Annotated in this window: 20 protein-coding genes; 11 read left to right on the top strand and 9 right to left on the bottom strand. The window is 60.0% G+C overall.

The window, feature by feature from the left end; genetic code table 11:
• Positions 1–32 precede the first annotated feature (32 nt).
• From KGB07_RS23015 to KGB07_RS23005, 3 genes are all read right to left on the bottom strand, one after another.
• Positions 33–764 carry a GntR family transcriptional regulator gene (locus KGB07_RS23015; RefSeq protein ID WP_046040977.1) on the bottom strand — a complete coding sequence of 244 codons (732 nt, stop codon included), beginning with the start codon at positions 762–764 and terminating at the stop codon, positions 33–35.
• Between the two features lie 295 nt (positions 765–1059).
• The gene (locus tag KGB07_RS23010; RefSeq protein ID WP_046040978.1) at positions 1060–1563 is read right to left on the bottom strand and encodes a murein L,D-transpeptidase family protein; all 504 of its coding nucleotides are present in this window, start codon (positions 1561–1563) and stop codon (positions 1060–1062) included.
• A 121-nt stretch (positions 1564–1684) separates the two neighbouring features.
• Positions 1685–2236, bottom strand: coding sequence for an NUDIX hydrolase (locus KGB07_RS23005; RefSeq protein ID WP_046040979.1), 552 nt, complete (start codon positions 2234–2236; stop codon positions 1685–1687).
• A gap of 14 nt (positions 2237–2250) precedes the next feature.
• Here KGB07_RS23005 and KGB07_RS23000 point away from each other — a divergent pair, with 14 nt between their 5' ends.
• The 9 genes from KGB07_RS23000 to guaA all read left to right on the top strand — a co-directional run bounded on the left by KGB07_RS23000 (position 2251) and on the right by guaA (position 9732).
• Complete coding sequence (locus KGB07_RS23000; protein WP_185754788.1) at positions 2251–2394, top strand: hypothetical protein; 144 nt, start codon at positions 2251–2253, stop codon at positions 2392–2394.
• Positions 2384–2983, top strand: a complete 600-nt coding sequence (locus KGB07_RS22995) for a CoA pyrophosphatase (protein WP_046040980.1) — start codon at positions 2384–2386, stop codon at positions 2981–2983. The genes KGB07_RS23000 and KGB07_RS22995 overlap by 11 nt, the downstream gene beginning before the upstream one ends.
• Positions 2984–3054: 71 nt before the next feature.
• On the top strand, positions 3055–3579 hold the full coding sequence (locus KGB07_RS22990) for a gamma carbonic anhydrase family protein (RefSeq protein ID WP_046040982.1): 525 nt from the start codon (positions 3055–3057) through the stop codon (positions 3577–3579).
• A complete protein-coding gene (locus KGB07_RS22985; RefSeq protein ID WP_046040984.1) occupies positions 3576–3791 on the top strand; it encodes a DUF1289 domain-containing protein in 216 nt (71 codons plus the stop codon). The genes KGB07_RS22990 and KGB07_RS22985 overlap by 4 nt, the downstream gene beginning before the upstream one ends.
• Positions 3792–3981: 190 nt before the next feature.
• Positions 3982–4449, top strand: a complete 468-nt coding sequence (locus KGB07_RS22980; RefSeq protein ID WP_223466620.1) for a VUT family protein — start codon at positions 3982–3984, stop codon at positions 4447–4449.
• A gap of 87 nt (positions 4450–4536) precedes the next feature.
• Complete coding sequence (purT, locus tag KGB07_RS22975; protein ID WP_046040988.1) at positions 4537–5718, top strand: formate-dependent phosphoribosylglycinamide formyltransferase; 1182 nt, start codon at positions 4537–4539, stop codon at positions 5716–5718.
• A gap of 201 nt (positions 5719–5919) precedes the next feature.
• Positions 5920–6468 carry a hypothetical protein gene (locus tag KGB07_RS22970; RefSeq protein WP_046040989.1) on the top strand — a complete coding sequence of 183 codons (549 nt, stop codon included), beginning with the start codon at positions 5920–5922 and terminating at the stop codon, positions 6466–6468.
• A gap of 117 nt (positions 6469–6585) precedes the next feature.
• Positions 6586–8055, top strand: coding sequence for an IMP dehydrogenase (gene guaB / locus KGB07_RS22965; RefSeq protein ID WP_223466618.1), 1470 nt, complete (start codon positions 6586–6588; stop codon positions 8053–8055).
• A gap of 99 nt (positions 8056–8154) precedes the next feature.
• Positions 8155–9732, top strand: coding sequence for a glutamine-hydrolyzing GMP synthase (guaA, locus tag KGB07_RS22960; protein WP_046040991.1), 1578 nt, complete (start codon positions 8155–8157; stop codon positions 9730–9732).
• 82 nt (positions 9733–9814) lie between these two features.
• Here guaA and KGB07_RS22955 read toward each other — a convergent pair whose 3' ends face one another.
• Complete coding sequence (locus KGB07_RS22955) at positions 9815–12772, bottom strand: membrane-targeted effector domain-containing toxin (protein ID WP_223466617.1); 2958 nt, start codon at positions 12770–12772, stop codon at positions 9815–9817.
• A 257-nt stretch (positions 12773–13029) separates the two neighbouring features.
• On the opposite strand from KGB07_RS22955, the gene KGB07_RS22950 reads away from it, so the two are divergent.
• Together KGB07_RS22950 and tadA are read left to right on the top strand one after the other, a co-directional pair.
• Positions 13030–14406, top strand: a complete 1377-nt coding sequence (locus KGB07_RS22950) for a multicopper oxidase family protein (protein ID WP_223466615.1) — start codon at positions 13030–13032, stop codon at positions 14404–14406.
• Positions 14406–14903, top strand: a complete 498-nt coding sequence (gene tadA, locus KGB07_RS22945) for a tRNA adenosine(34) deaminase TadA (RefSeq protein WP_223466614.1) — start codon at positions 14406–14408, stop codon at positions 14901–14903. The genes KGB07_RS22950 and tadA overlap by 1 nt, the downstream gene beginning before the upstream one ends.
• A gap of 119 nt (positions 14904–15022) precedes the next feature.
• Here tadA and cmoB read toward each other — a convergent pair whose 3' ends face one another.
• From cmoB to KGB07_RS22920, 5 genes are all read right to left on the bottom strand, one after another.
• Positions 15023–15979 (bottom strand): tRNA 5-methoxyuridine(34)/uridine 5-oxyacetic acid(34) synthase CmoB, encoded by a 957-nt coding sequence (gene cmoB, locus KGB07_RS22940; RefSeq protein ID WP_223466613.1) that lies wholly within the window; start codon positions 15977–15979, stop codon positions 15023–15025.
• Positions 15976–16755: a carboxy-S-adenosyl-L-methionine synthase CmoA gene (gene cmoA / locus KGB07_RS22935; protein ID WP_191628059.1), complete on the bottom strand. Its 780-nt coding sequence runs from the start codon at positions 16753–16755 to the stop codon at positions 15976–15978. Before cmoA ends, cmoB begins: the two co-directional genes overlap by 4 nt.
• 233 nt (positions 16756–16988) lie before the next feature.
• Positions 16989–17624, bottom strand: a complete 636-nt coding sequence (locus KGB07_RS22930) for a lysoplasmalogenase (RefSeq protein ID WP_223466640.1) — start codon at positions 17622–17624, stop codon at positions 16989–16991.
• A gap of 2 nt (positions 17625–17626) precedes the next feature.
• Entirely contained in the window at positions 17627–18019 is a 393-nt protein-coding gene (locus KGB07_RS22925; RefSeq protein WP_223466612.1) for a protease inhibitor I42 family protein, read from the bottom strand.
• A 137-nt stretch (positions 18020–18156) separates the two neighbouring features.
• On the bottom strand, positions 18157–18549 hold the full coding sequence (locus KGB07_RS22920; RefSeq protein ID WP_046040998.1) for a hypothetical protein: 393 nt from the start codon (positions 18547–18549) through the stop codon (positions 18157–18159).
• Positions 18550–18724: the final 175 nt, after the last annotated feature.

Below are 18724 nucleotides of genomic sequence, written 5' to 3'. Positions count from 1 at the left end.
ATCGGGATCTCGGTGTTTAGCGACACAGCTCTTTATCTACGGAGCTCTGCGACAAAGTCGTAGTAGTCGTTACGGCAGTAGGTGTCGGTGACTTCGATGGGCGTGTTGTCTTCGAGGTAGCCGACCCGGGTCATCAGCAACATGGCGGTGCCGGGGGCGATGCCCACCAGTGCGGCGAACTCGTCCGAGGCGTTGATCGCCTGGATGTGCTGCAGGGCGCGGACAACCGGCTTGCCGATGCCGTCGAGGAACTCGTAGAGGGAATCGCCCACCGCCTGCGGTTTGGGAATGATCGAGGCGGGCAGGGTGCTCATCTCGATGGCCATCACCGTGTCGTCGGCCTTGCGCAGGCGTTTGAGGCGCGCAACCTTGTCGTTGGGCGACAGGCCGAGGCGGATCAGCTCTTCGTGGGTCGGCAGGGTAATTTCCCGCTCCAGCCATTGCGAGCCGGGCACGAAACCCTTGAGGCGGAGCATTTCACTGAAGCCGGAAAGGCGCGACAACGGTTGTTCGAGGCGCGGCGTGATGAAGGTGCCGGAACCCTGGTTGCGGCGGATCAGGCCTTGTTCGAACAACACTTCCAGCGCCTTGCGGGCGGTGACGCGGGAGATGCCCAGCGTCTCGCTCAGATTGCGTTCCGATGGCATCGCCTGCTCGGCTTTCCACTGGCCGGCGTGGATCGCCGCTTCCAGGTTGCGTGCCAGTTGCAGGTACAACGGTGTGGGTTGGGTGTCGTCGGGGCGCAGGGCCTGGAGATCGTTCATGGCGGGTGTCCGGGGCGGATATTGGAATGTTTTTGCCCGTGAATGGGCGAAAACTAATACCACTTGAATACCATGTCAACGTCAGGGTTTTGCTGTTTGTGTAGGAAAGCCTGCCTTGTCGGCCGATTGGAATGGGGGTTGGTTTGAAGTGGTATTAGTGGTGGGCTTTGAAGCGACAAAGATCGCAGCCTGCGGCAGCGCCTGCAGAGCGAAATGGTATTCACCCTGTGGGAGCTGCCGAAGGCTGCGATCTTTTGAATTTATTTTTTGCGGGCGACCAATGGTCGTGGGGGAATTACGGGCGGATTTCGATCATCGTGCCGTCCGGCACCAGGTTCCAGACTTCGCGCATGTCCATGTTGCGCATGGCGATGCAGCCGTCGGTCCAGTCCAGGGTATGGAACAGGTCTTCGGGGGTGTCTTCGCTGTCCGGGGTGCCGTGGATCATGATCATGCCACCGGGTTCGACGCCTTCACGACGGGCGCGGGCAGAGTCGCTGATGTTCGGATAGGAAATGTGCATCGCCAGGTTGAAGCGGTCGCTGACCTTGCGCCAGTCGACCCAGTAGAAACCTTCCGGGGTGCGCTTGTCGCCTTCCATCAGCTTGGGCCCCTTGGGGCGCTTGCCCAGGGAAATGCGATAGGTCTTGAGCGGCTTGCCGTCATTGATCAATTGCAATTGATGGGAAGACTTGAGAATCAGGATCTTCTCGATGACCTTGCCGTCCAGGGTTTCCACGGCAGAAGCCTGGGACACCGTGACGAACGACAAACAGAACAGGGCAAGCAACCAGCGCATTGAAACGATTCCCCAGGAGGTGTCGCGACTATTTATGTATAGAAGTTTTTGCAGGAGCTGCCGCAGGCTCGTGCCGCGTTCGGGCGGTCTTTCGGCGCCTTTGAGTGATGCCGAGATGACATCAGATAATGGCAGGCTGAGCAAGTGGCGGGATCGATTCAGACCGAACGGGATAGACCTCGGTCCGCCGGTCAGCGAAGAAGCATTCTAAGGTACGGCCCACCGTGCGGAAAGCCAGCTCATCCCATGGAATGTCCGCTTCGTCGAATAGTTGCACTTCCAGGCTCTCGGGGCCGGCAGAAAAGTCCAGGTCGGCCAGTTCGGCACGGAAGAACACATGCACCTGGCTGATGTGCGGCACGTCGATCAGGGTATAGATGCTCAGGTTGCGCACCCGGGCGCAGGCTTCCTCGGCGGTTTCGCGAATGGCGGCCTGTTCGATGGTCTCGCCGTTCTCCATGAAACCGGCGGGCAGGGTCCAGTAGCCGCGACGTGGCTCGATGGCCCGCCGGCACAGCAACACCTGGGTGCCCCAGGTCGCCACGCAGCCGGCGACGATGTTGGGGTTCTGGTAGTGAATGGCGTGACAGCTGTCGCAAACAAAACGCAGGCGCGAATCGCCTTCGGGAATGCGCTGGGTCACCGGGTTACCGCACTGGCTGCAAAATTTCATGCTGGGGTTCCTGAATGCTGCGCCTATCTTGGCGTGCGGCAGTGCCGGTCGGCAAGTTGTCGTTTCGCGACATGGGGCGGTTGCGGGGGTTGGGCGACCGCAGCGATTGGTGCATGATGCCGGGTAAGGCACAGATCGAGAACACTCATGCTGGATGAGCTACTGCATCGGGTTAGTAACCACACTCCACGCACACTGGAGACCGACCGTCGTTTTCCCGAGGCCGCGGTGCTGGTGCCCATCACTCGCAGTGACGAACCCGAGCTGGTGTTGACCCTGCGTGCCAGCGGCCTGTCGACCCATGGCGGCGAAGTCGCCTTTCCCGGCGGACGCCGTGACCCCGAAGACCCCGACCTGATTTTCACCGCCCTGCGTGAAGCCGAAGAAGAGATCGGCCTGCCGCCGGGGCTGGTCGAGGTGATCGGCCCGCTCAGCCCGCTGATCAGCCTGCATGGCATCAAGGTCACACCCTATGTCGGGGTGATCCCGGATTTTGTCGAATACCGGGCCAACGATGCCGAGATCGCTGCGGTGTTCAGCGTACCCCTGGAGTTCTTCCGCAAAGACCCCCGCGAACATACCCATCGTATCGATTATCAGGGCCGCAGCTGGTACGTGCCGAGCTATCGCTTTGGCGAATACAAGATCTGGGGGCTGACGGCGATCATGATCGTCGAGTTGATCAACCTGCTGTATGACGCCAAAATCAGCCTGCATCAGCCTCCCAAAAGCTTTATCAATATCTGACGCCATCGTTCGAATGGCCTGAATCCTGATTTCGCTGAAAAAAGCCTGCCTGAGCCTTGAGGAATACCACAATGAAATACCGCCTGGGCGACGCCCGCGTCGAAACCCATCCACAGAGCTGGGTCGCACCCAATGCCGTGCTGGTGGGCAAGGTCAAGCTGGATGAGGGCGCCAACGTCTGGTTCAACGCCGTATTGCGCGGCGACAACGAATTGATCCTGATCGGCAAGAACAGCAACGTCCAGGACGGCACCGTGATGCACACCGACATGGGCTACCCGCTGACCATCGGCACTGGCGTGACCATCGGCCACAACGCCATGCTCCACGGCTGCACCGTCGGCGACTACAGCCTGATCGGCATTAACGCGGTGATTCTCAATGGCGCGAAGATCGGCAAGAACTGCATCATCGGCGCCAATTCACTGATCGGCGAAGGCAAGGAGATTCCGGACGGATCGCTGGTCATGGGGTCGCCCGGCAAAGTGGTGCGCGAATTGACCGAGCCGCAAATCAGGATGCTGGAAGCCAGCGCTGCTCACTACGTGCACAACTCGCAGCGCTATGCCCGCGACCTGGCCGAGCAGGAAGAATGACTGCCACTGAACGTCCGGTAGCATCGCCCTGCGTGAACATTTGTGCGCTGGATGACGATGACATCTGCACCGGTTGCCAACGCACGGTGGAGGAGATTACCCGCTGGAGCCGCATGGACAACGACGAGCGGCGCAAGGTGCTGGGGTTGTGTCATGAGCGGGCCAAGTCCAGTGGGTTGATCTGGATGCTGCCTTCCAAATCCGATCGCTGAGTGGCGGAGCTTCTGTGGCGAGGGAGCTTGCTCCCGCTGGGTTGCGAAGCAACCCCAAAAATCTCAAGTGAATGTGCTGATTTCGGGGCCGCTACGCGACCCGACGGGAGCAAGCTCCCTCGCCACAGGTTATTTGTGTACCGAAGATGAAGTATCCTGTGCACAAAATTGACAGGTACTCCCACGCCTCATGCTCTTCCTGATCGCCTACATCAGCAGCGTCGTGCTGATCAACTACGCCTTTTCCACCGCGCCGCACCTGGACATCATCTGGTCGGCCTGGGGCGGGCTGGTGTTTGTGTTGCGCGACATGGTGCAAGCCCGATTCGGGCATGGCGCCCTCGCAGCGATGCTGGTGGCGCTGGTGTTGTCCTATGCCACCTCCGATCCGTCCATCGCCCTGGCCAGCGCCACGGCGTTCGCGGTTTCCGAGTGCATCGACTGGCTGGTGTTCAGCATTACCAAGCGTCCGCTGCATGATCGCCTGTGGATAAGTTCGGCCCTGAGCATTCCCCTCGATACCTTTATCTTTTTCGGCATGATCGACGCCCTGACGCCGGGGGTGATCCTCACCGCCCTGGGTTCGAAGTTCGCCGGGGTCACCGCCGTGTGGCTGATCATGGCCTGGCGCCTGCGCAAACAGGCTGTCGTCAGCTGAAGTTCATGTAAAATGCCGCGCTTTCTCCCCATGGGAAGCGCGCATGGCGACGCGTCCCTCGATGATCCGCTCCTTGAGGACCTTCAGATGACCCGTATCGGAACTCCATTGTCGCCCACCGCGACCCGCGTATTGATGTGTGGCTGTGGCGAGTTGGGCAAGGAAGTGGTGATCGAGCTGCAACGCCTGGGCGTTGAAGTGATTGCCGTGGACCGCTACGCCAATGCGCCGGCCATGCAGGTGGCGCACCGCAGCCACGTGATCAACATGCTCGATGGTGCCGCCCTGCGCGCCGTGATCGAAGCCGAGAAGCCGCACTTCATCGTCCCGGAAATCGAAGCCATCGCCACCGCGACTCTGGTGGAGCTGGAAGCCGAAGGCTTCACCGTGATTCCGACCGCCCGCGCCGCGCAGCTGACCATGAACCGCGAAGGCATCCGTCGCCTGGCCGCTGAAGAGCTGGACCTGCCGACCTCGCCGTACCACTTTGCCGACACCTTCGAGGACTACAGCAAAGCCGTTGAAGACCTCGGGTTCCCATGCGTGGTCAAGCCGGTCATGAGTTCTTCGGGCAAGGGCCAGAGCCTGCTGCGCAGCGTCGATGACGTGCAGAAAGCCTGGGACTACGCCCAGGAAGGCGGCCGTGCCGGTAAAGGTAGGGTGATCATCGAAGGCTTCATCGATTTCGACTACGAAATCACCCTGCTGACGGTGCGCCACGTCGGCGGCACCACCTTCTGCGCGCCGGTCGGCCACCGTCAGGAGAAGGGCGACTACCAGGAATCCTGGCAGCCCCAAGCCATGAGCCCGGTTGCCCTGGCTGAATCCGAACGCGTCGCCAAGGCTGTGACCGAAGCCCTGGGTGGCCGTGGTCTGTTTGGCGTCGAGCTATTCATCAAAGGTGATCAGGTGTGGTTCAGCGAAGTCTCGCCGCGCCCACACGACACCGGCCTGGTGACCCTGATCTCCCAGGACCTGTCGCAGTTCGCCCTGCACGCCCGCGCGATTCTGGGCCTGCCGATCCCGTTGATCCGTCAGTTCGGGCCTTCGGCCTCGGCGGTGATCCTGGTGGAAGGGCAGTCGACCCAGACCGCTTTCGCCAACCTGGGTGCCGCGCTGAGCGAACCGGATACCGCGTTGCGCCTGTTCGGCAAGCCTGAGGTCAATGGCCAGCGCCGCATGGGCGTGGCCCTGGCGCGCGACGAATCGATCGAAGCCGCCCGCGCCAAGGCGACCCGTGCTTCGCAGGCGGTTGTCGTAGAGCTGTAAAAACTTCGTGGGCCAGCCTGTATCCCCTGTGGGAGCGGGCTTGCTCGCGAATGCGATCTGACATTCAGCAATGTTTTCGACTGACACACCGCCTTCGCGGGCAAGCCCGCTCCTACAGGGTCGGTGCCAGGCATCAGGTCTGGGTCGACCTATAATTTGTGGATGCTCAAGTTCCTTCATCAAAGCTTCAGGCCTGTACCCATGAATTCCCAAAGCATCATCGTCCCGAAAATCTCCACCCTGCCGGTGCACGAACCCCGGGCCCGGGCCGTCGTACGTTGGCTGGTGCGCAAGAACATCATCGAGGAAGAACTGACCACCTGTGGCCGCACCGGCAACCGCATGGCCCATGCCATCGCCGACGGTGCCCGCGCAGTGGTCCTGCACCCTGAAGCCCTGCCGTTCGGCGAGCCGATCAATGGCCTGGAGATCATCACCAAGCGCTGCATCTATACGCCAGCCAAGGGTTTCCTTGAAGAGGCGGGCTGCGCCGAGTGCCGCAAGGAAGTGGGTGAAGCCCTGTTCGAAAGCCTGGAAGACTGGATGCCGGGGCGTACCGACAACTTCACCTGCCCCGAATGCGGGCATGAAGACGACATCAACGGCTTCCTGTTCCTGCAGGAATGCGGTTTCTCCAACCTCGGTTTCATCTTCAACAACTGGGCTGAAGCCGGGTTCAAGCAGAGCTTTATCGATGAATTCGCCGATTGGCTCGATCAGCCGGTCAGTTGGGTGAAAGTCGAATTGTAGGCGGCGCCAATCTCCGTATGTCAGTAATGCCAATAATAGACAGAGTTTTACATTGAACCCGAGGGGGTGTCTGACTATAATGGCGCGCTTCCATTTTCCCGCTCGGGAGCCCCCGCGATGCTGCGTATCAGCCAAGAAGCTCTGACATTCGACGACATTCTCCTAGTGCCCGGTTATTCCGAGGTGCTTCCTAACGAAGTCAGTCTCAAGACCCGCCTTACCCGTGGCATCGAGCTGAATATTCCACTGGTTTCCGCCGCCATGGACACCGTCACTGAAGCCCGTCTGGCAATCGCCATGGCTCAGGAAGGTGGTATCGGTATCATCCACAAGAACATGACCATCGAGCAGCAAGCTGCCGAAGTCCGCAAGGTCAAGCGTTACGAAGCCGGTGTGGTCAAGGATCCGATCACCATTGAAGCCGACGCTACCGTGCGTGAGCTGTTCGAACTGACCCGCATGCACAATATCTCCGGCGTTCCGGTGCTGCACAATGGCGACCTGGTCGGCATTGTCACCTCCCGTGACGTGCGTTTCGAGAACCGTCTGGAAGCCACTGTCCGTGAAGTGATGACGCCTAAAGAGCGTCTGGTCACGGTCAAGGAAGGCGCCGACAAGAACGATGTGCGTGAACTGCTGCACAAGCACCGCATCGAACGCGTGCTGATCGTCGACGACAAATTCGCTCTCAAGGGCATGATGACCGTCAACGACATCGAAAAAGCCAAGGCTTACCCGCTGGCCAGCAAGGACGATCAAGGTCGTCTGCGTGTTGGCGCTGCAGTCGGCACCGGTAAAGACACCGGCGATCGCGTTGCCGCGCTGGTCGCTTCCGGCGTTGACGTGGTGGTGGTCGACACCGCTCACGGTCACTCCAAAGGCGTGATCGACCGCGTTCGCTGGGTCAAGCAGAACTTCCCTGAAGTGCAGGTTATCGGCGGCAACATCGCCACCGGTGCTGCCGCCAAGGCCCTGGCCGAAGCTGGCGCTGACGCAGTCAAGGTCGGTATCGGCCCTGGCTCGATCTGCACCACCCGCATCGTCGCCGGTGTCGGCGTGCCGCAAATCAGTGCCATCGCCAACGTTGCCGCTGCCCTTGAAGGCACTGGCGTTCCGTTGATCGCCGACGGCGGTATCCGTTTCTCCGGTGACCTGTCCAAGGCCATCGTGGCCGGTGCTTCCTGTGTGATGATGGGCTCGATGTTCGCCGGTACCGAAGAAGCGCCGGGCGAGATCGAACTGTTCCAGGGCCGTTCGTACAAGGCTTATCGCGGCATGGGTTCGCTGGGCGCCATGTCCCAGGCTCAAGGTTCCTCCGACCGTTACTTCCAGGATTCCTCGGCAGGCGCCGAGAAGCTGGTTCCGGAAGGCATCGAAGGGCGTGTTCCGTACAAGGGCACCCTGAGCGCGATCATCCACCAGTTGATGGGCGGCCTGCGTTCCTCGATGGGCTACACCGGCAGTGCCGACATCGAAGAGATGCGCACCAAGCCTGAGTTCGTGCGGATCACCGGCGCCGGCATGGCCGAATCCCACGTTCACGACGTGCAGATCACCAAGGAAGCGCCAAACTACCGCGTAGGTTGAGCCTTCAAGCAACAAGCTAAGCAACCGGGGCTGTTTTATTCAGCCCCGAGTTGTTTCTGAATCACGACTGTTTCCGAATTTTTTAGACGAGACTGAATCATGGCCCTCGACATTCACGCTCACCGCATCCTGATCCTCGACTTCGGTTCCCAGTACACCCAGCTGATCGCCCGCCGCGTGCGTGAAATCGGCGTGTACTGCGAACTGCACCCGTTCGACATGGACGAAGATGCGATCCGCGAATTCGCTCCTAAAGGCGTCATCCTCGCCGGCGGCCCGGAGTCGGTTCACGAAGCCAACAGCCCGCGCTGCCCACAAGCGGTTTTCGATCTGGGCGTGCCGGTCTTCGGTATCTGCTACGGCATGCAGACCATGGCCGAGCAACTGGGTGGCAAGGTTGAAGGTTCCGAACTGCGTGAGTTCGGTTATGCCCGCGTTGACGTGGTCGGCAAGAGCCGCCTGCTCGACGGCATCGAAGACCACATCGACGCCGACGGCCTGTTTGGCCTCGACGTGTGGATGAGCCACGGTGACAAGGTCACCCGCATGCCGGAAGACTTCCACATCCTGGCCAGCACCCCGAGCTGCCCGATTGCCGGTATGTTCAACGATGCTCGCGGCTACTACGGCGTGCAGTTCCACCCGGAAGTGACCCATACCAAGCAGGGCGGTCGCATCCTGTCGCGCTTCATCCTCGACATCTGCGAGTGTGAAGCCCTGTGGACCCCGTCGAAAATCGCTGAAGACGCCATCGCCCAGGTTCGCGCCCAGGTTGGCACCGACAACGTCCTGCTCGGCTTGTCCGGCGGTGTTGACTCCTCGGTAGTTGCCGCACTGCTGCACAAAGCCATTGGCGACCAGCTGACCTGCGTGTTCGTCGACAACGGCCTGCTGCGCTTGCACGAAGGCGAGCAAGTGATGGCCATGTTCGCCGAGAACATGGGCGTCAAGGTGATCCGCGCCAACGCCGAAGAGCAGTTCCTCGGCAACCTGGCCGGCGAAGCCGACCCGGAGAAGAAGCGCAAGATCATCGGCCGTACCTTCATCGACGTGTTCGATGCCGAATCCTGCAAGCTGGACAACATCAAGTACCTGGCCCAGGGCACCATCTACCCGGACGTGATCGAGTCGGCTGGCGCGAAAAGCGGCAAGGCCCACGTGATCAAGTCGCACCACAACGTGGGCGGCCTGCCGGAAGAAATGAACCTGAAGCTGGTTGAACCCCTGCGCGAGCTGTTCAAGGACGAAGTCCGTCGTCTGGGCCTGGAACTGGGCCTGCCGTACGACATGGTCTACCGTCACCCGTTCCCGGGCCCGGGCCTGGGCGTGCGCATCCTCGGTGAAGTGAAGAAGGAATACGCCGACCTGCTGCGTCGCGCCGACCACATCTTCATCGAAGAGCTGCGCAAGGCCGACTGGTACCACAAGGTCAGCCAGGCATTCGTGGTGTTCCAGCCGGTGAAATCGGTTGGCGTGGTGGGCGATGGCCGTCGTTACGCCTGGGTCGTGGCCCTGCGTGCCGTGGAAACCATCGACTTCATGACCGCGCGTTGGGCACACCTGCCTTACGAACTGCTGGAAACCGTTTCCGGCCGCATCATCAATGAAATCGAAGGCATCTCCCGCGTCACCTACGACGTGTCGAGCAAGCCGCCAGCGACCATTGAGTGGGAATGATCGAATTGAACCTGTGAAACCGGGTTCAAACCGATAGTGCCATGCGAAGCCCCGGGTCGAGAGACCCGGGGCTTTTTGCATTTCAACGGACGCGTGTGGGTTTCAAGCCATTGCGGCGCAGTGCATCCGAAAGGTCGGCCAGGCTGGCAAATTGCTTATTATTGATGCTGCCCCACTGTGGGCGCTCGATGTACACGCCTGTGGCGTCGGCGTGGATCAGTGTGCGCACCAGTGAGCCGTCCCGGGCGCGGTGAACCAATTCGAGCTGGTTGCCGTACTTCTCGATGCTGAGCATGCCCGGTTGATTGAGTGCAGCCTCGAGTACCAGTTCCCTGGCAAGCTCTGGGGATTCCACTTGCAGGAGCAGGTCGTTCTTGATGGTGAACTCGGTGTTGTCTGTACGGCTGGTTCCGGATTCTCCCGGATCTGGCTCAATGCTCGTGGGCTGGGCGATCTCGCCACTTTTTACCCGCAGTCCGATGCCCCCTTCCAGTTCGCTGACACCCGCGACGCCTTCCCAGGTATTGGAGTGGGTATTGCCAACCAGTGCAATCCAGCGATGAGGGCCTCTAGCGGCCTGATCAGCATCGATAATGATCTTGGCAAAGTAATTCATCATTTTGTGCCGGTGGGCGTGTGCTGTCTCGAACATGTTATCGACGCGATAGCTGGCGGCACAGTCGATCGCCTGTACGCGAATGTGGTTTTTCTGCGCGGCCTTGACCACTTTCATAAAGGTGAATCGGCCAGAGGGATCGGTGTGATGACCTGTATCAAGGTTCTTCAGGTAACTTTTCAGGCTTTTCGACATTACGCCGCTCTTGTTGAAAACATCCAGGTCTACCTGATGGAAGTCGTTGAGCAGGTGTTCCATGTACAAGGTTTTAACCTTTTGTTTGCTGAGTATTTCCATGTTCTCGATCAGGAACTGTTTGCTGCCAATGCTGGAGTGGCTTTCGCCGACTACAAGGGCGGGTGACTCTTCGAACAGCGTCTCGATGATGTCCTTGGTTCGGCTTACCGGGCCAAAGGTCGGAATGGTCGGCCTGGGAGGGAGTTCCGGAAGGTTTTGATAGTAGGCCTCTGCGTCTCGAAACAAGGTTTTTCTCAGGGCCTTGAACTGCATCAGAGCGCCTCCGGGATTAAAGATGTCGTCGAAAGCGTCACTGAGTTGATTGACTTTGTAAACGTCAGTGACGATAGGCAGCAACTCGGCCCGTAACGCCTGGGGCACGTCATAGACAGTGGTGGGGCTGGCTACGTTAGGTAAAGGTTCTGGCGTCCTTCCCCATGGCCAACATCCGAAAATGCTACCGCCGCCATACAGCCCGGGCCGTGTCAGGAGTTCCCATTCACCCGCGGCGTTCAAGCGAACCGGCAGGTTGCGGTAAAACGAGAACGGATTGGCGGGATCGATGATGACCCAGGTCTTCAACTCGTTGACGTAGCGCACCAGGTAGTAGTCGCCATTGATCCTGATGTAGTTGCCGCCCGTCGCCGGCTGATAAATGTTGCGGTACTGGCCTTCCTCGGCCGCTACCTGCAACCCATCGAGTACCTCATTGGTCTCGAACGGGGCTAGCGGGTTTTCACCTTCCAGGACATAGGCTCGACCAGGAGCGGCAACGGTGATTTTCGGCGGGGCGCCATTGGGGTGTTCGTTTTCGGCGGCGAGATTCTCCTGGGGGGTGAACTCATCGTTAGCTTCACCGACTTCCGCTACCTCGACCGAGCCGCCGAGCGCCAGCGCATTGAAGAGGGTATCGATGCTGCTGAAGATGGCGCCGAGTACACCGGCCTTGCGCTCCTGGGTATTCTTCCCGTTGACGGCCTGGTCGATGTTCAGGCCGATGTTGGCCAGGCCGGCGCCGACAGCCGCGAGGGCAACCGGCCAGCCCACCACGGCCATCGCCCCAAAGAGGCGGCTGAAGGTGCTCAGGTAGCCGATCCACAGCTTTTCCCGCAGGTCGCCATTGGAGCGCAGGGACAGATCGGCGTCGTCGAACATGCGTTCCCTAACCGAGTCACGGATCCAGCTGAAGACGTCACCCTCGATGTCGGGCGCGTCCTGATCGAACAGGCTGCTGTCGTATTTGCCCCAGGCCGAATACAGCAGGTCTAGGGTGTGATTCAGGCCGACGTTGTCGCCATCCTGTTGTTGGGCCGACAGGGGAAAGTGCGCCATGAAGCGGGCGCGATTATCCGGGTGGTTGTTCTGGCACAACAGCCACCAGTGCAGGTCGTGGGAGGTTTCGAATACATGGAAGGCATCTGTTTCGCCAGGGGTATACAGGATCTGCCGACCCTGGCGGTCGATGATGCGCAGTATGTCGCAGGCGAAGTAGTTGCCGATGTACAGGGGCGTGGCCCGCAGGCCTTCGGCAGGTGGCTCATGGGCGTGGAGCATGTCGAGGGTGATGGGCCAGGAGAGGTGGCCGGCCACAGCCTTGAGTACGGTCTTGAGGTTCTCGTTGCTCAGGCGTGAGCCGTCGTGTTCCTCCAGCGCCTTGGAAATGAAATTGAGCTTGGCCAGGGTGCGGAAATTGTCTGAATGCTGGCGCCAGAAGGCGCCCATCTTGTCCCAATAGCGGTCGTGAAAATTGATGCGCCACAGGTCCTTGATGACCACGCTTGGGTACATCTTCACCTCGTTGGTTTCGTTGTAGATCCGGGCGTTCGCCCCCTCGTTGTAGAAACCACCGTCACTGTCCAGCAGGTCGGCATTGTCCTGATCGTGGGCTTGAAAGCGCTGGATCACCAGTTGCGGCAAGGTCAGCGACTCAATGGGCTTGGGGTAGTGTTCCCAGAACAGGAAGGCCTTGGTGCTGGTCACCGAAGTGTTGTCGAAACGGTGCCACCAGACTTTGTCCGGATCGATGTGCTGGATACCGTACTTGTCCAGAATCCCCCGGGCTTCGATATGGGCCATGTCGTGCATGTCGGGGCATGCTTCCACGAACGGGACCACCAGGTCTTTGAGGGCCTGCACGTCGTCGGAGTTGGGAAGTAGGAATTGTGAGTTTGTATCTGAAGAATTCATTTCTCTCTCCTTGAGAAATGGATGGGTTTGAAGTCGGCACTATGCCCTGCGGACTACAGCCTGATCTGTAGGAATGACGGCGCACGGTGTCCGGTATTGATGGATCTGTGCTGTCAGAGGCGGATCCGAACAGACTGCCGGCCCCGCTGCGGCCCGTCGTCACGCCCACTTTGCTGTTTCTTTCACAACTGCGGGTGTATCGTATTCGCCTTTTGCGGGCCCCGGGCCTGTCGCTGATACGTGAGGTAGTTGAGTTCATGTCGTTTACCCGTCGCCAAATCCTCGGTGGCCTGGCCGGTCTTGTTGTCGTTGGCGTCGGTGCGGGGGGCGCATCGCGCTACTGGCTGGGCAAGATGGCTGACGCCGAGGCGGGCCACGACTACGAGCTGATCGCAGCACCGCTGGACGTGGAACTGGTAGCCGGGCACAGGACCCAGGCTTGGGCCTTCGGCCCGTCGGCGCCGGGCACCGAATTGCGGGTGCGCCAGGGTGAATGGCTACGGGTGCGCTTCATCAACCATCTGCCGGTCGCGACCACCATCCACTGGCACGGCATCCGCCTGCCGCTGGAAATGGACGGTGTGCCTTACGTGTCGCAATTGCCGGTGTTGCCGGGTGAGTACTTCGATTACAAATTCCGCGTGCCGGATGCCGGCAGCTACTGGTATCACCCGCATGTGAACAGCAGCGAAGAGCTCGGCCGTGGCCTGGTCGGCCCGTTGATCATCGACGAACGCGAGCCGACCGGTTTCAAGTATGAAAAGACCTTGAGCCTCAAGAGCTGGCATGTCGACGACGTCGGTAATTTCGTCGAATTCAGCATTCCCCGTGAAGCGGCCCGTGGTGGCACGGCGGGACGCCTGGCGACCATCAATGGTGTACCGCAAGCGGTGATCGACTTGCCGGCCGGGCAGATCACCCGTGTACGCCTGCTCAACCTCGATAACACCCTGACCTATCGCCTGAACATTCCCGGCGTCGAAGCGCAGATCTATGCGCTGGACGGCAACCCGGTCGAGCCACGACCGCTCGGCAAGGAGTACTGGCTCGGTCCGGGCATGCGCATTTGCCTGGCGATCAAGGCCCCGCCGGCCGGTGAGGAGTTGTCGTTGCGCAACGGCCCGGTGCGCCTGGGCACGTTCCGTTCGGTGGCCAATGCCGATGCGCCGACCGAGTGGCCGCCGGCCCTGCCGGCCAACCCGATTGCCGAGCCGGACCTGGCCAATGCCGAGAAACTCAACTTCAATTTCGAATGGGTCGGCTCGGTGTCGGTCAACGTTGATAACGGCAAGCCGCCGAGCCTGTGGCAGATTAATGGCAAGGCCTGGGACATCACCGACAAGACCTGCGCCGACCGGCCGATTGCCAAACTCGAGAAGGGCAAGAGCTACATTTTCGAATTGAAGAACATGACTCAGTACCAGCACCCGATTCACCTGCACGGCATGAGTTTCAAGGTCATCGCCTCGAACCGGCACAAGGTCATTCCGTACTTCACTGACACCTACCTGCTGGGCAAGAACGAGCGCGCGCAGGTAGCGTTGGTGGCGGATAATCCGGGTGTATGGATGTTCCACTGCCATGTGATCGACCACATGGAAACCGGCCTGATGGCCGCCATCGAGGTGGCGTGATGCGTCAGATTCGTCCCGCCGCCATCATCGACCGCAGCCGTGATCGCGAATTCATGCGTGAGGCCCTGGCCCTGGCGGCCCAAGGCGCGGCCCTCGGCGAAGTGCCGGTGGGCGCGGTACTGGTGCAGGACGGCGAAATCATCGGTCGCGGCTTCAACTGCCCGATCACTGGTAGCGACCCGAGCGCCCACGCCGAGATGGTCGCCATCCGCGCCGCCGCCCAGACTGTGAGCAACTACCGCCTGCCGGGCAGCACGCTGTATGTGACGCTGGAGCCGTGCAGCATGTGCGCAGGCCTGATCGTGCATTCGCGGATTGCCCGGGTGGTGTACGGCGCGCTGGAGCCGAAAGCCGGGATCGTGCAGAGCCAGGGGCAGTTCTTTACCCAGGGCTTTTTGAATCACCGGGTGCTGTATGAGGGCGGGGTGTTGGCGGAGGAGTGTGGGGCGGTGTTGAGCGAGTTTTTCAAGGCGCGCCGCGCCAAACCTTCAGACTGAACACAAAACCCATTGTAGGAGCGAGCCTGCTCGCGATTCGATCTGACAGTCACATCTGTGCTGAATGTCAGTTCGCAATCGCGAGCAGGCTCGCTCCTACAGGGTTACTTGGTGTCCAATTATTTCTTCGCCACGATGACCGCCCGCATCGGCGCCGGAAGCCCTTCAACGGTCTTGCTGTGATCCTCGGGATCGAGGAAATCACTGAGCGACTGATACTTCATCCACTCCGTCCCGCGCTGTTCCTCGACCGTGGTGGTGCTCACATCCACGCACTTCACATCCGTGAACCCGGCCCGACGTAGCCACAACTCCAGTGCAGGCACCGACGGCAGGAACCACACGTTGCGCATCTGCGCGTAGCGATCTTCCGGCACCAGTACCTGATGCTTGTCGCCTTCGACCACCAGGGTTTCCAGCACCAGTTCACCACCCTTGACCAAGCAATCCTTCAGCGCCAGCAAATGCTCGATCGGCGAACGGCGGTGGTAGAACACGCCCATGGAAAACACCGTGTCGAAGCCTTCAAGGTTCGGCGGCAGGTCTTCGAACGGGAAGGGCAGGTGCCAGGCATTCGGCTCTGACAGGTAACGCTGCACTGCCTGGAACTGGCAGAAGAACAGCCAGTTCGGGTCGACGCCGATTACGCTATTCGCGCCGGCACCGAGCATGCGCCACATGTAATAACCGTTGCCGCAGCCGACATCGAGGATGCGCTTGCCTTTCAGGTCCAGGTGCGGGGCGACTCGCGACCATTTCCAGTCCGAGCGCCATTCGGTATCGACGTGCACGCCGAACAGGTCGAACGGCCCCTTGCGCCATGGCGACAGGCCCATCAGCGCGGTGCGCATTTGCGCGCGGGTCTCGTCGTTGCAATCGGTGTCCAGCTTCAAGCCATTGAGCAAATCGACTTCGCTCGGCTGGATCTTCGGCAGGGCGTCCAGCGCGCTTTGCCAGCGTTCCAGGTCGCCATGGCCCTTTTCCATTTTCTTGTCGAGTTGCGCTTGCAGGGTGTTGGCCCATTCGGCCAGCGGCGTGCCGGCCAGACGGCGGGCGAGGGGGGACAGATCAATCATGGCAAGGCAATCAACGAGGCAAAGTTAAGACACTGGAACCACGGCACGACTTTCGAGAACCCGGCGGCCAGCAGGCGTTCGCGGTGTTCTTCGAGGCTGTCGGGCTTCATGACGTTTTCGATGGCGCTGCGCTTCTGGGCGATTTCCAGCTCGCTGTAGCCGTTGGCGCGTTTGAAGGCGATGTGCAGGTCGGTGAGCAGTGCGTGTTCCTGCTCGTCTTCGAAGCGCAGTTTTTCCGAGAGGATCAGGGCACCGCCGGGCAACAGCGACTGACGGATGCGCGACAGCAACGCCGTGCGCTGGTCCGGGGCGATGAATTGCAGGGTGAAGTTCAGCGCGACCACCGAGGCCGGCTGGAACTCCAGCGCGAGGATGTCGCCCTCGATCACCTCGACCGGCAGCAACTCCTGGAACATCGAATCCTGCCCGTTGAGGTACTCGCGGCAACGCTCGACCATCGCCGCCGAGTTATCCACAGCGATCACCCGGCAACCGTCGGTGCGCACGTGCCGGCGCAGGGCCTGGGTCACGGCCCCCAGCGACGAGCCGAGGTCGTAGAGCACACTATTGGGCTGGGCGAATTGCGCGGCGAGCACGCCGAGGTTTTCGACGATGGTCGGATAACCTGGCACCGAGCGCTTGATCATGTCCGGGAACACCCGCACCACGTCCTCGTTGAAGGCGAAGTCAGGCACCTGGGCCAAAGGCTGGGCGAAAAGGCGATCGGGTTCTTTGCTCACGGCGGTTCCAGCGGTGTAGGTGGAAAAGGCCGGCATTTTAGCCAAGTTGGCGCGGGGATGCGCGGGTTGTCTGATAAAGCGGTGGGCTCACCATGATTTGTGGAGAGAAACACCATTGTGGCGAGGGAGCTTGCTCCCGCTGGGCCGCGCAGCGGCCCCAAAACCAATCAAACTGGTTTAATCAGGTGGATCCGACTGGCCGGGGTTGCGACTGCTACGCAGCCGAGCGGGACGGTGCGGCGTTCCGACAAGCTCCCTCGCCACAGGGGTTAGCGTGATCTTTGGGTGAATGCCGAGGCAGTGATCCCCCATTGTCCCAGCCAGTAACTGAGAATGATCACATAAGGCGCCGCGTCGAACGGCACCACAAACCGGCTGATGCCAATCACGCTGTCGGAGAACACGAACGCCACTGCGCCCGCTGCCGCCAGCAGCGCCGAGCGTTTGGGTACGTCGCTCCCGAGTCGGGCCAGGGCGCGCCAGAGCATGGCGCTGATGGCCGTGCCATAGACAATCACGGGCACCAGCAATGGGCCGAGGCCGTTGGAAATCAGAATCCCCAGCAGGACGGCACCGACGCCAAGGGCCAGCACCAGCGGCAGCACGGCCGGGCGTCGGCAATCGCTCAGATAAGCCTTGAGATAGGCCAGATGCGCGACCAGAAACGCGCCCAGCCCAAACACAAACAAATCCCCCGGCCACGCCAGCAACACATCGCCGACCAGGGAAAAAATCAACCCCAGGCTGATCCAGCGTCGATATTCACCGGGCGGTGCGTCATGCAGCCAGCCGAGCAGGGCCAGCACCGGCAGCGGCTTGACCAGCAGGCACAGCAGAGACGCATGCACGCTCAGGCCATAAAGAAAGGTCACCGCGCCCATCAGCGCCAGTATCAGCCAGCCCACGGTCAGTTGACCGAGATCGTGCAGTCGAACGAATCCACCGGCAGCACTTCCGGCGCCCATGGTTGTTGCGAGGTCAGGCGCAAACGCCCGGTGCCGGGCGCAAAAGCCTGAAAGCGCCAGGTCGAGACCCCGGCCGCGCCGACGATGCCGGCATCTTCCGGATTTCGATAAACCTCTGGCCCCAGGGCGTGCAACACGCCGCCGGCCGAATCCTGGATCGCCCAGCGATAGCCCGTGGTCGGATTGCTCGGCAGGGTCAGGATCAGGTTTTGCCCGTTGCTGAGCTGCACCGGACATTCGCTTTGTTTTTCCACGGTCACGTTGTGCGCAGGTTGCGTGGCGCACGCGGCCAGCAAGGCGAGGGCGAGGGGGACAAACAGGCGAATGGGGGACATAAAGTCAGTGGCTCCGGTGTTCACGACGAACGGCGAGCATAACTGAAGATGAGACAAAGTGTGACCAGAGCCGTGAAGATGAGTGGCGAACGCGTCAGGCTCTGATGCGAGGGTGAGAAAACGAGGCTATTAGCTACTTATCCGGTAACTTCGAGTTCACCTTCAATCTCGTCGACTTGATTGTGGAATTTCAGCTTGAAACTTAGCCAGTATTTTTTAGTGGGAATGTCGAGATAGGATTTGAAAGTTCCTTCGTTGGCGTAGTTTTTTTCTCCCCCATTGAGGTAGAAAACATCTTTCAGTCGTTGTCCACGTACAAACACCTGTTCTCCGTTCGGAGTGGATGAGTCGATGATCAAGTTGATCGCACGTCCATTTGGAGAAAACAGGTTTTTGGAACCCTCGATTGTTATTTCTCCTTCATGGTGATTTACAGTAATTGTGTCGGCATTGAAGAGCTCATCGCAGTTTTGTTTTACTGTGAAGTAATATGAGGTTTTAGGTTTCGTGGAAAACTTTTGAGATGTCATGGTGATATTTCCCTAAAGGATTAAAAGATAAATCGAATGGGGAATGTATAAGAGTAAGGGGGTGGTCCGATACTGTCAATTTTGTCAGGTTTTAAAAACGAATCGCGATAAATATTATATTTTAATGCGTCGAAGGCGATTGAAAAGTGTCTTCACTACCTTCATCACGAGCAAA

It is taken from the genome of Pseudomonas sp. GL-RE-26 (assembly GCF_019956275.1).
Lineage (GTDB): Bacteria > Pseudomonadota > Gammaproteobacteria > Pseudomonadales > Pseudomonadaceae > Aquipseudomonas > Aquipseudomonas grandcourensis.
The sequence above is the reverse complement of the archived record's forward strand: the minus strand, read 5'-3'. Positions and strand labels throughout refer to the sequence as shown.

Coding starts and splice junctions, on each gene's coding strand:
- KGB07_RS22925 (WP_223466612.1), bottom strand. CDS start 18,019: ATGTCCCCCATTCGCCTGTTTGTCCCCCTCGCCCTCGCCTTGCTGGCC.
- tadA (WP_223466614.1), top strand. CDS start 14,406: ATGCGTCAGATTCGTCCCGCCGCCATCATCGACCGCAGCCGTGATCGC.
- KGB07_RS23010 (WP_046040978.1), bottom strand. CDS start 1,563: ATGCGCTGGTTGCTTGCCCTGTTCTGTTTGTCGTTCGTCACGGTGTCC.
- KGB07_RS22920 (WP_046040998.1), bottom strand. CDS start 18,549: ATGACATCTCAAAAGTTTTCCACGAAACCTAAAACCTCATATTACTTC.
- KGB07_RS23015 (WP_046040977.1), bottom strand. CDS start 764: ATGAACGATCTCCAGGCCCTGCGCCCCGACGACACCCAACCCACACCG.
- KGB07_RS22950 (WP_223466615.1), top strand. CDS start 13,030: ATGTCGTTTACCCGTCGCCAAATCCTCGGTGGCCTGGCCGGTCTTGTT.
- KGB07_RS22970 (WP_046040989.1), top strand. CDS start 5,920: ATGAATTCCCAAAGCATCATCGTCCCGAAAATCTCCACCCTGCCGGTG.
- KGB07_RS22985 (WP_046040984.1), top strand. CDS start 3,576: ATGACTGCCACTGAACGTCCGGTAGCATCGCCCTGCGTGAACATTTGT.
- guaB (WP_223466618.1), top strand. CDS start 6,586: ATGCTGCGTATCAGCCAAGAAGCTCTGACATTCGACGACATTCTCCTA.
- cmoB (WP_223466613.1), bottom strand. CDS start 15,979: ATGATTGATCTGTCCCCCCTCGCCCGCCGTCTGGCCGGCACGCCGCTG.
- KGB07_RS22980 (WP_223466620.1), top strand. CDS start 3,982: ATGCTCTTCCTGATCGCCTACATCAGCAGCGTCGTGCTGATCAACTAC.
- KGB07_RS22955 (WP_223466617.1), bottom strand. CDS start 12,772: ATGAATTCTTCAGATACAAACTCACAATTCCTACTTCCCAACTCCGAC.
- KGB07_RS23005 (WP_046040979.1), bottom strand. CDS start 2,236: ATGAAATTTTGCAGCCAGTGCGGTAACCCGGTGACCCAGCGCATTCCC.
- purT (WP_046040988.1), top strand. CDS start 4,537: ATGACCCGTATCGGAACTCCATTGTCGCCCACCGCGACCCGCGTATTG.
- guaA (WP_046040991.1), top strand. CDS start 8,155: ATGGCCCTCGACATTCACGCTCACCGCATCCTGATCCTCGACTTCGGT.
- cmoA (WP_191628059.1), bottom strand. CDS start 16,755: ATGCCGGCCTTTTCCACCTACACCGCTGGAACCGCCGTGAGCAAAGAA.
- KGB07_RS22990 (WP_046040982.1), top strand. CDS start 3,055: ATGAAATACCGCCTGGGCGACGCCCGCGTCGAAACCCATCCACAGAGC.
- KGB07_RS23000 (WP_185754788.1), top strand. CDS start 2,251: ATGCTGCGCCTATCTTGGCGTGCGGCAGTGCCGGTCGGCAAGTTGTCG.
- KGB07_RS22995 (WP_046040980.1), top strand. CDS start 2,384: ATGCTGGATGAGCTACTGCATCGGGTTAGTAACCACACTCCACGCACA.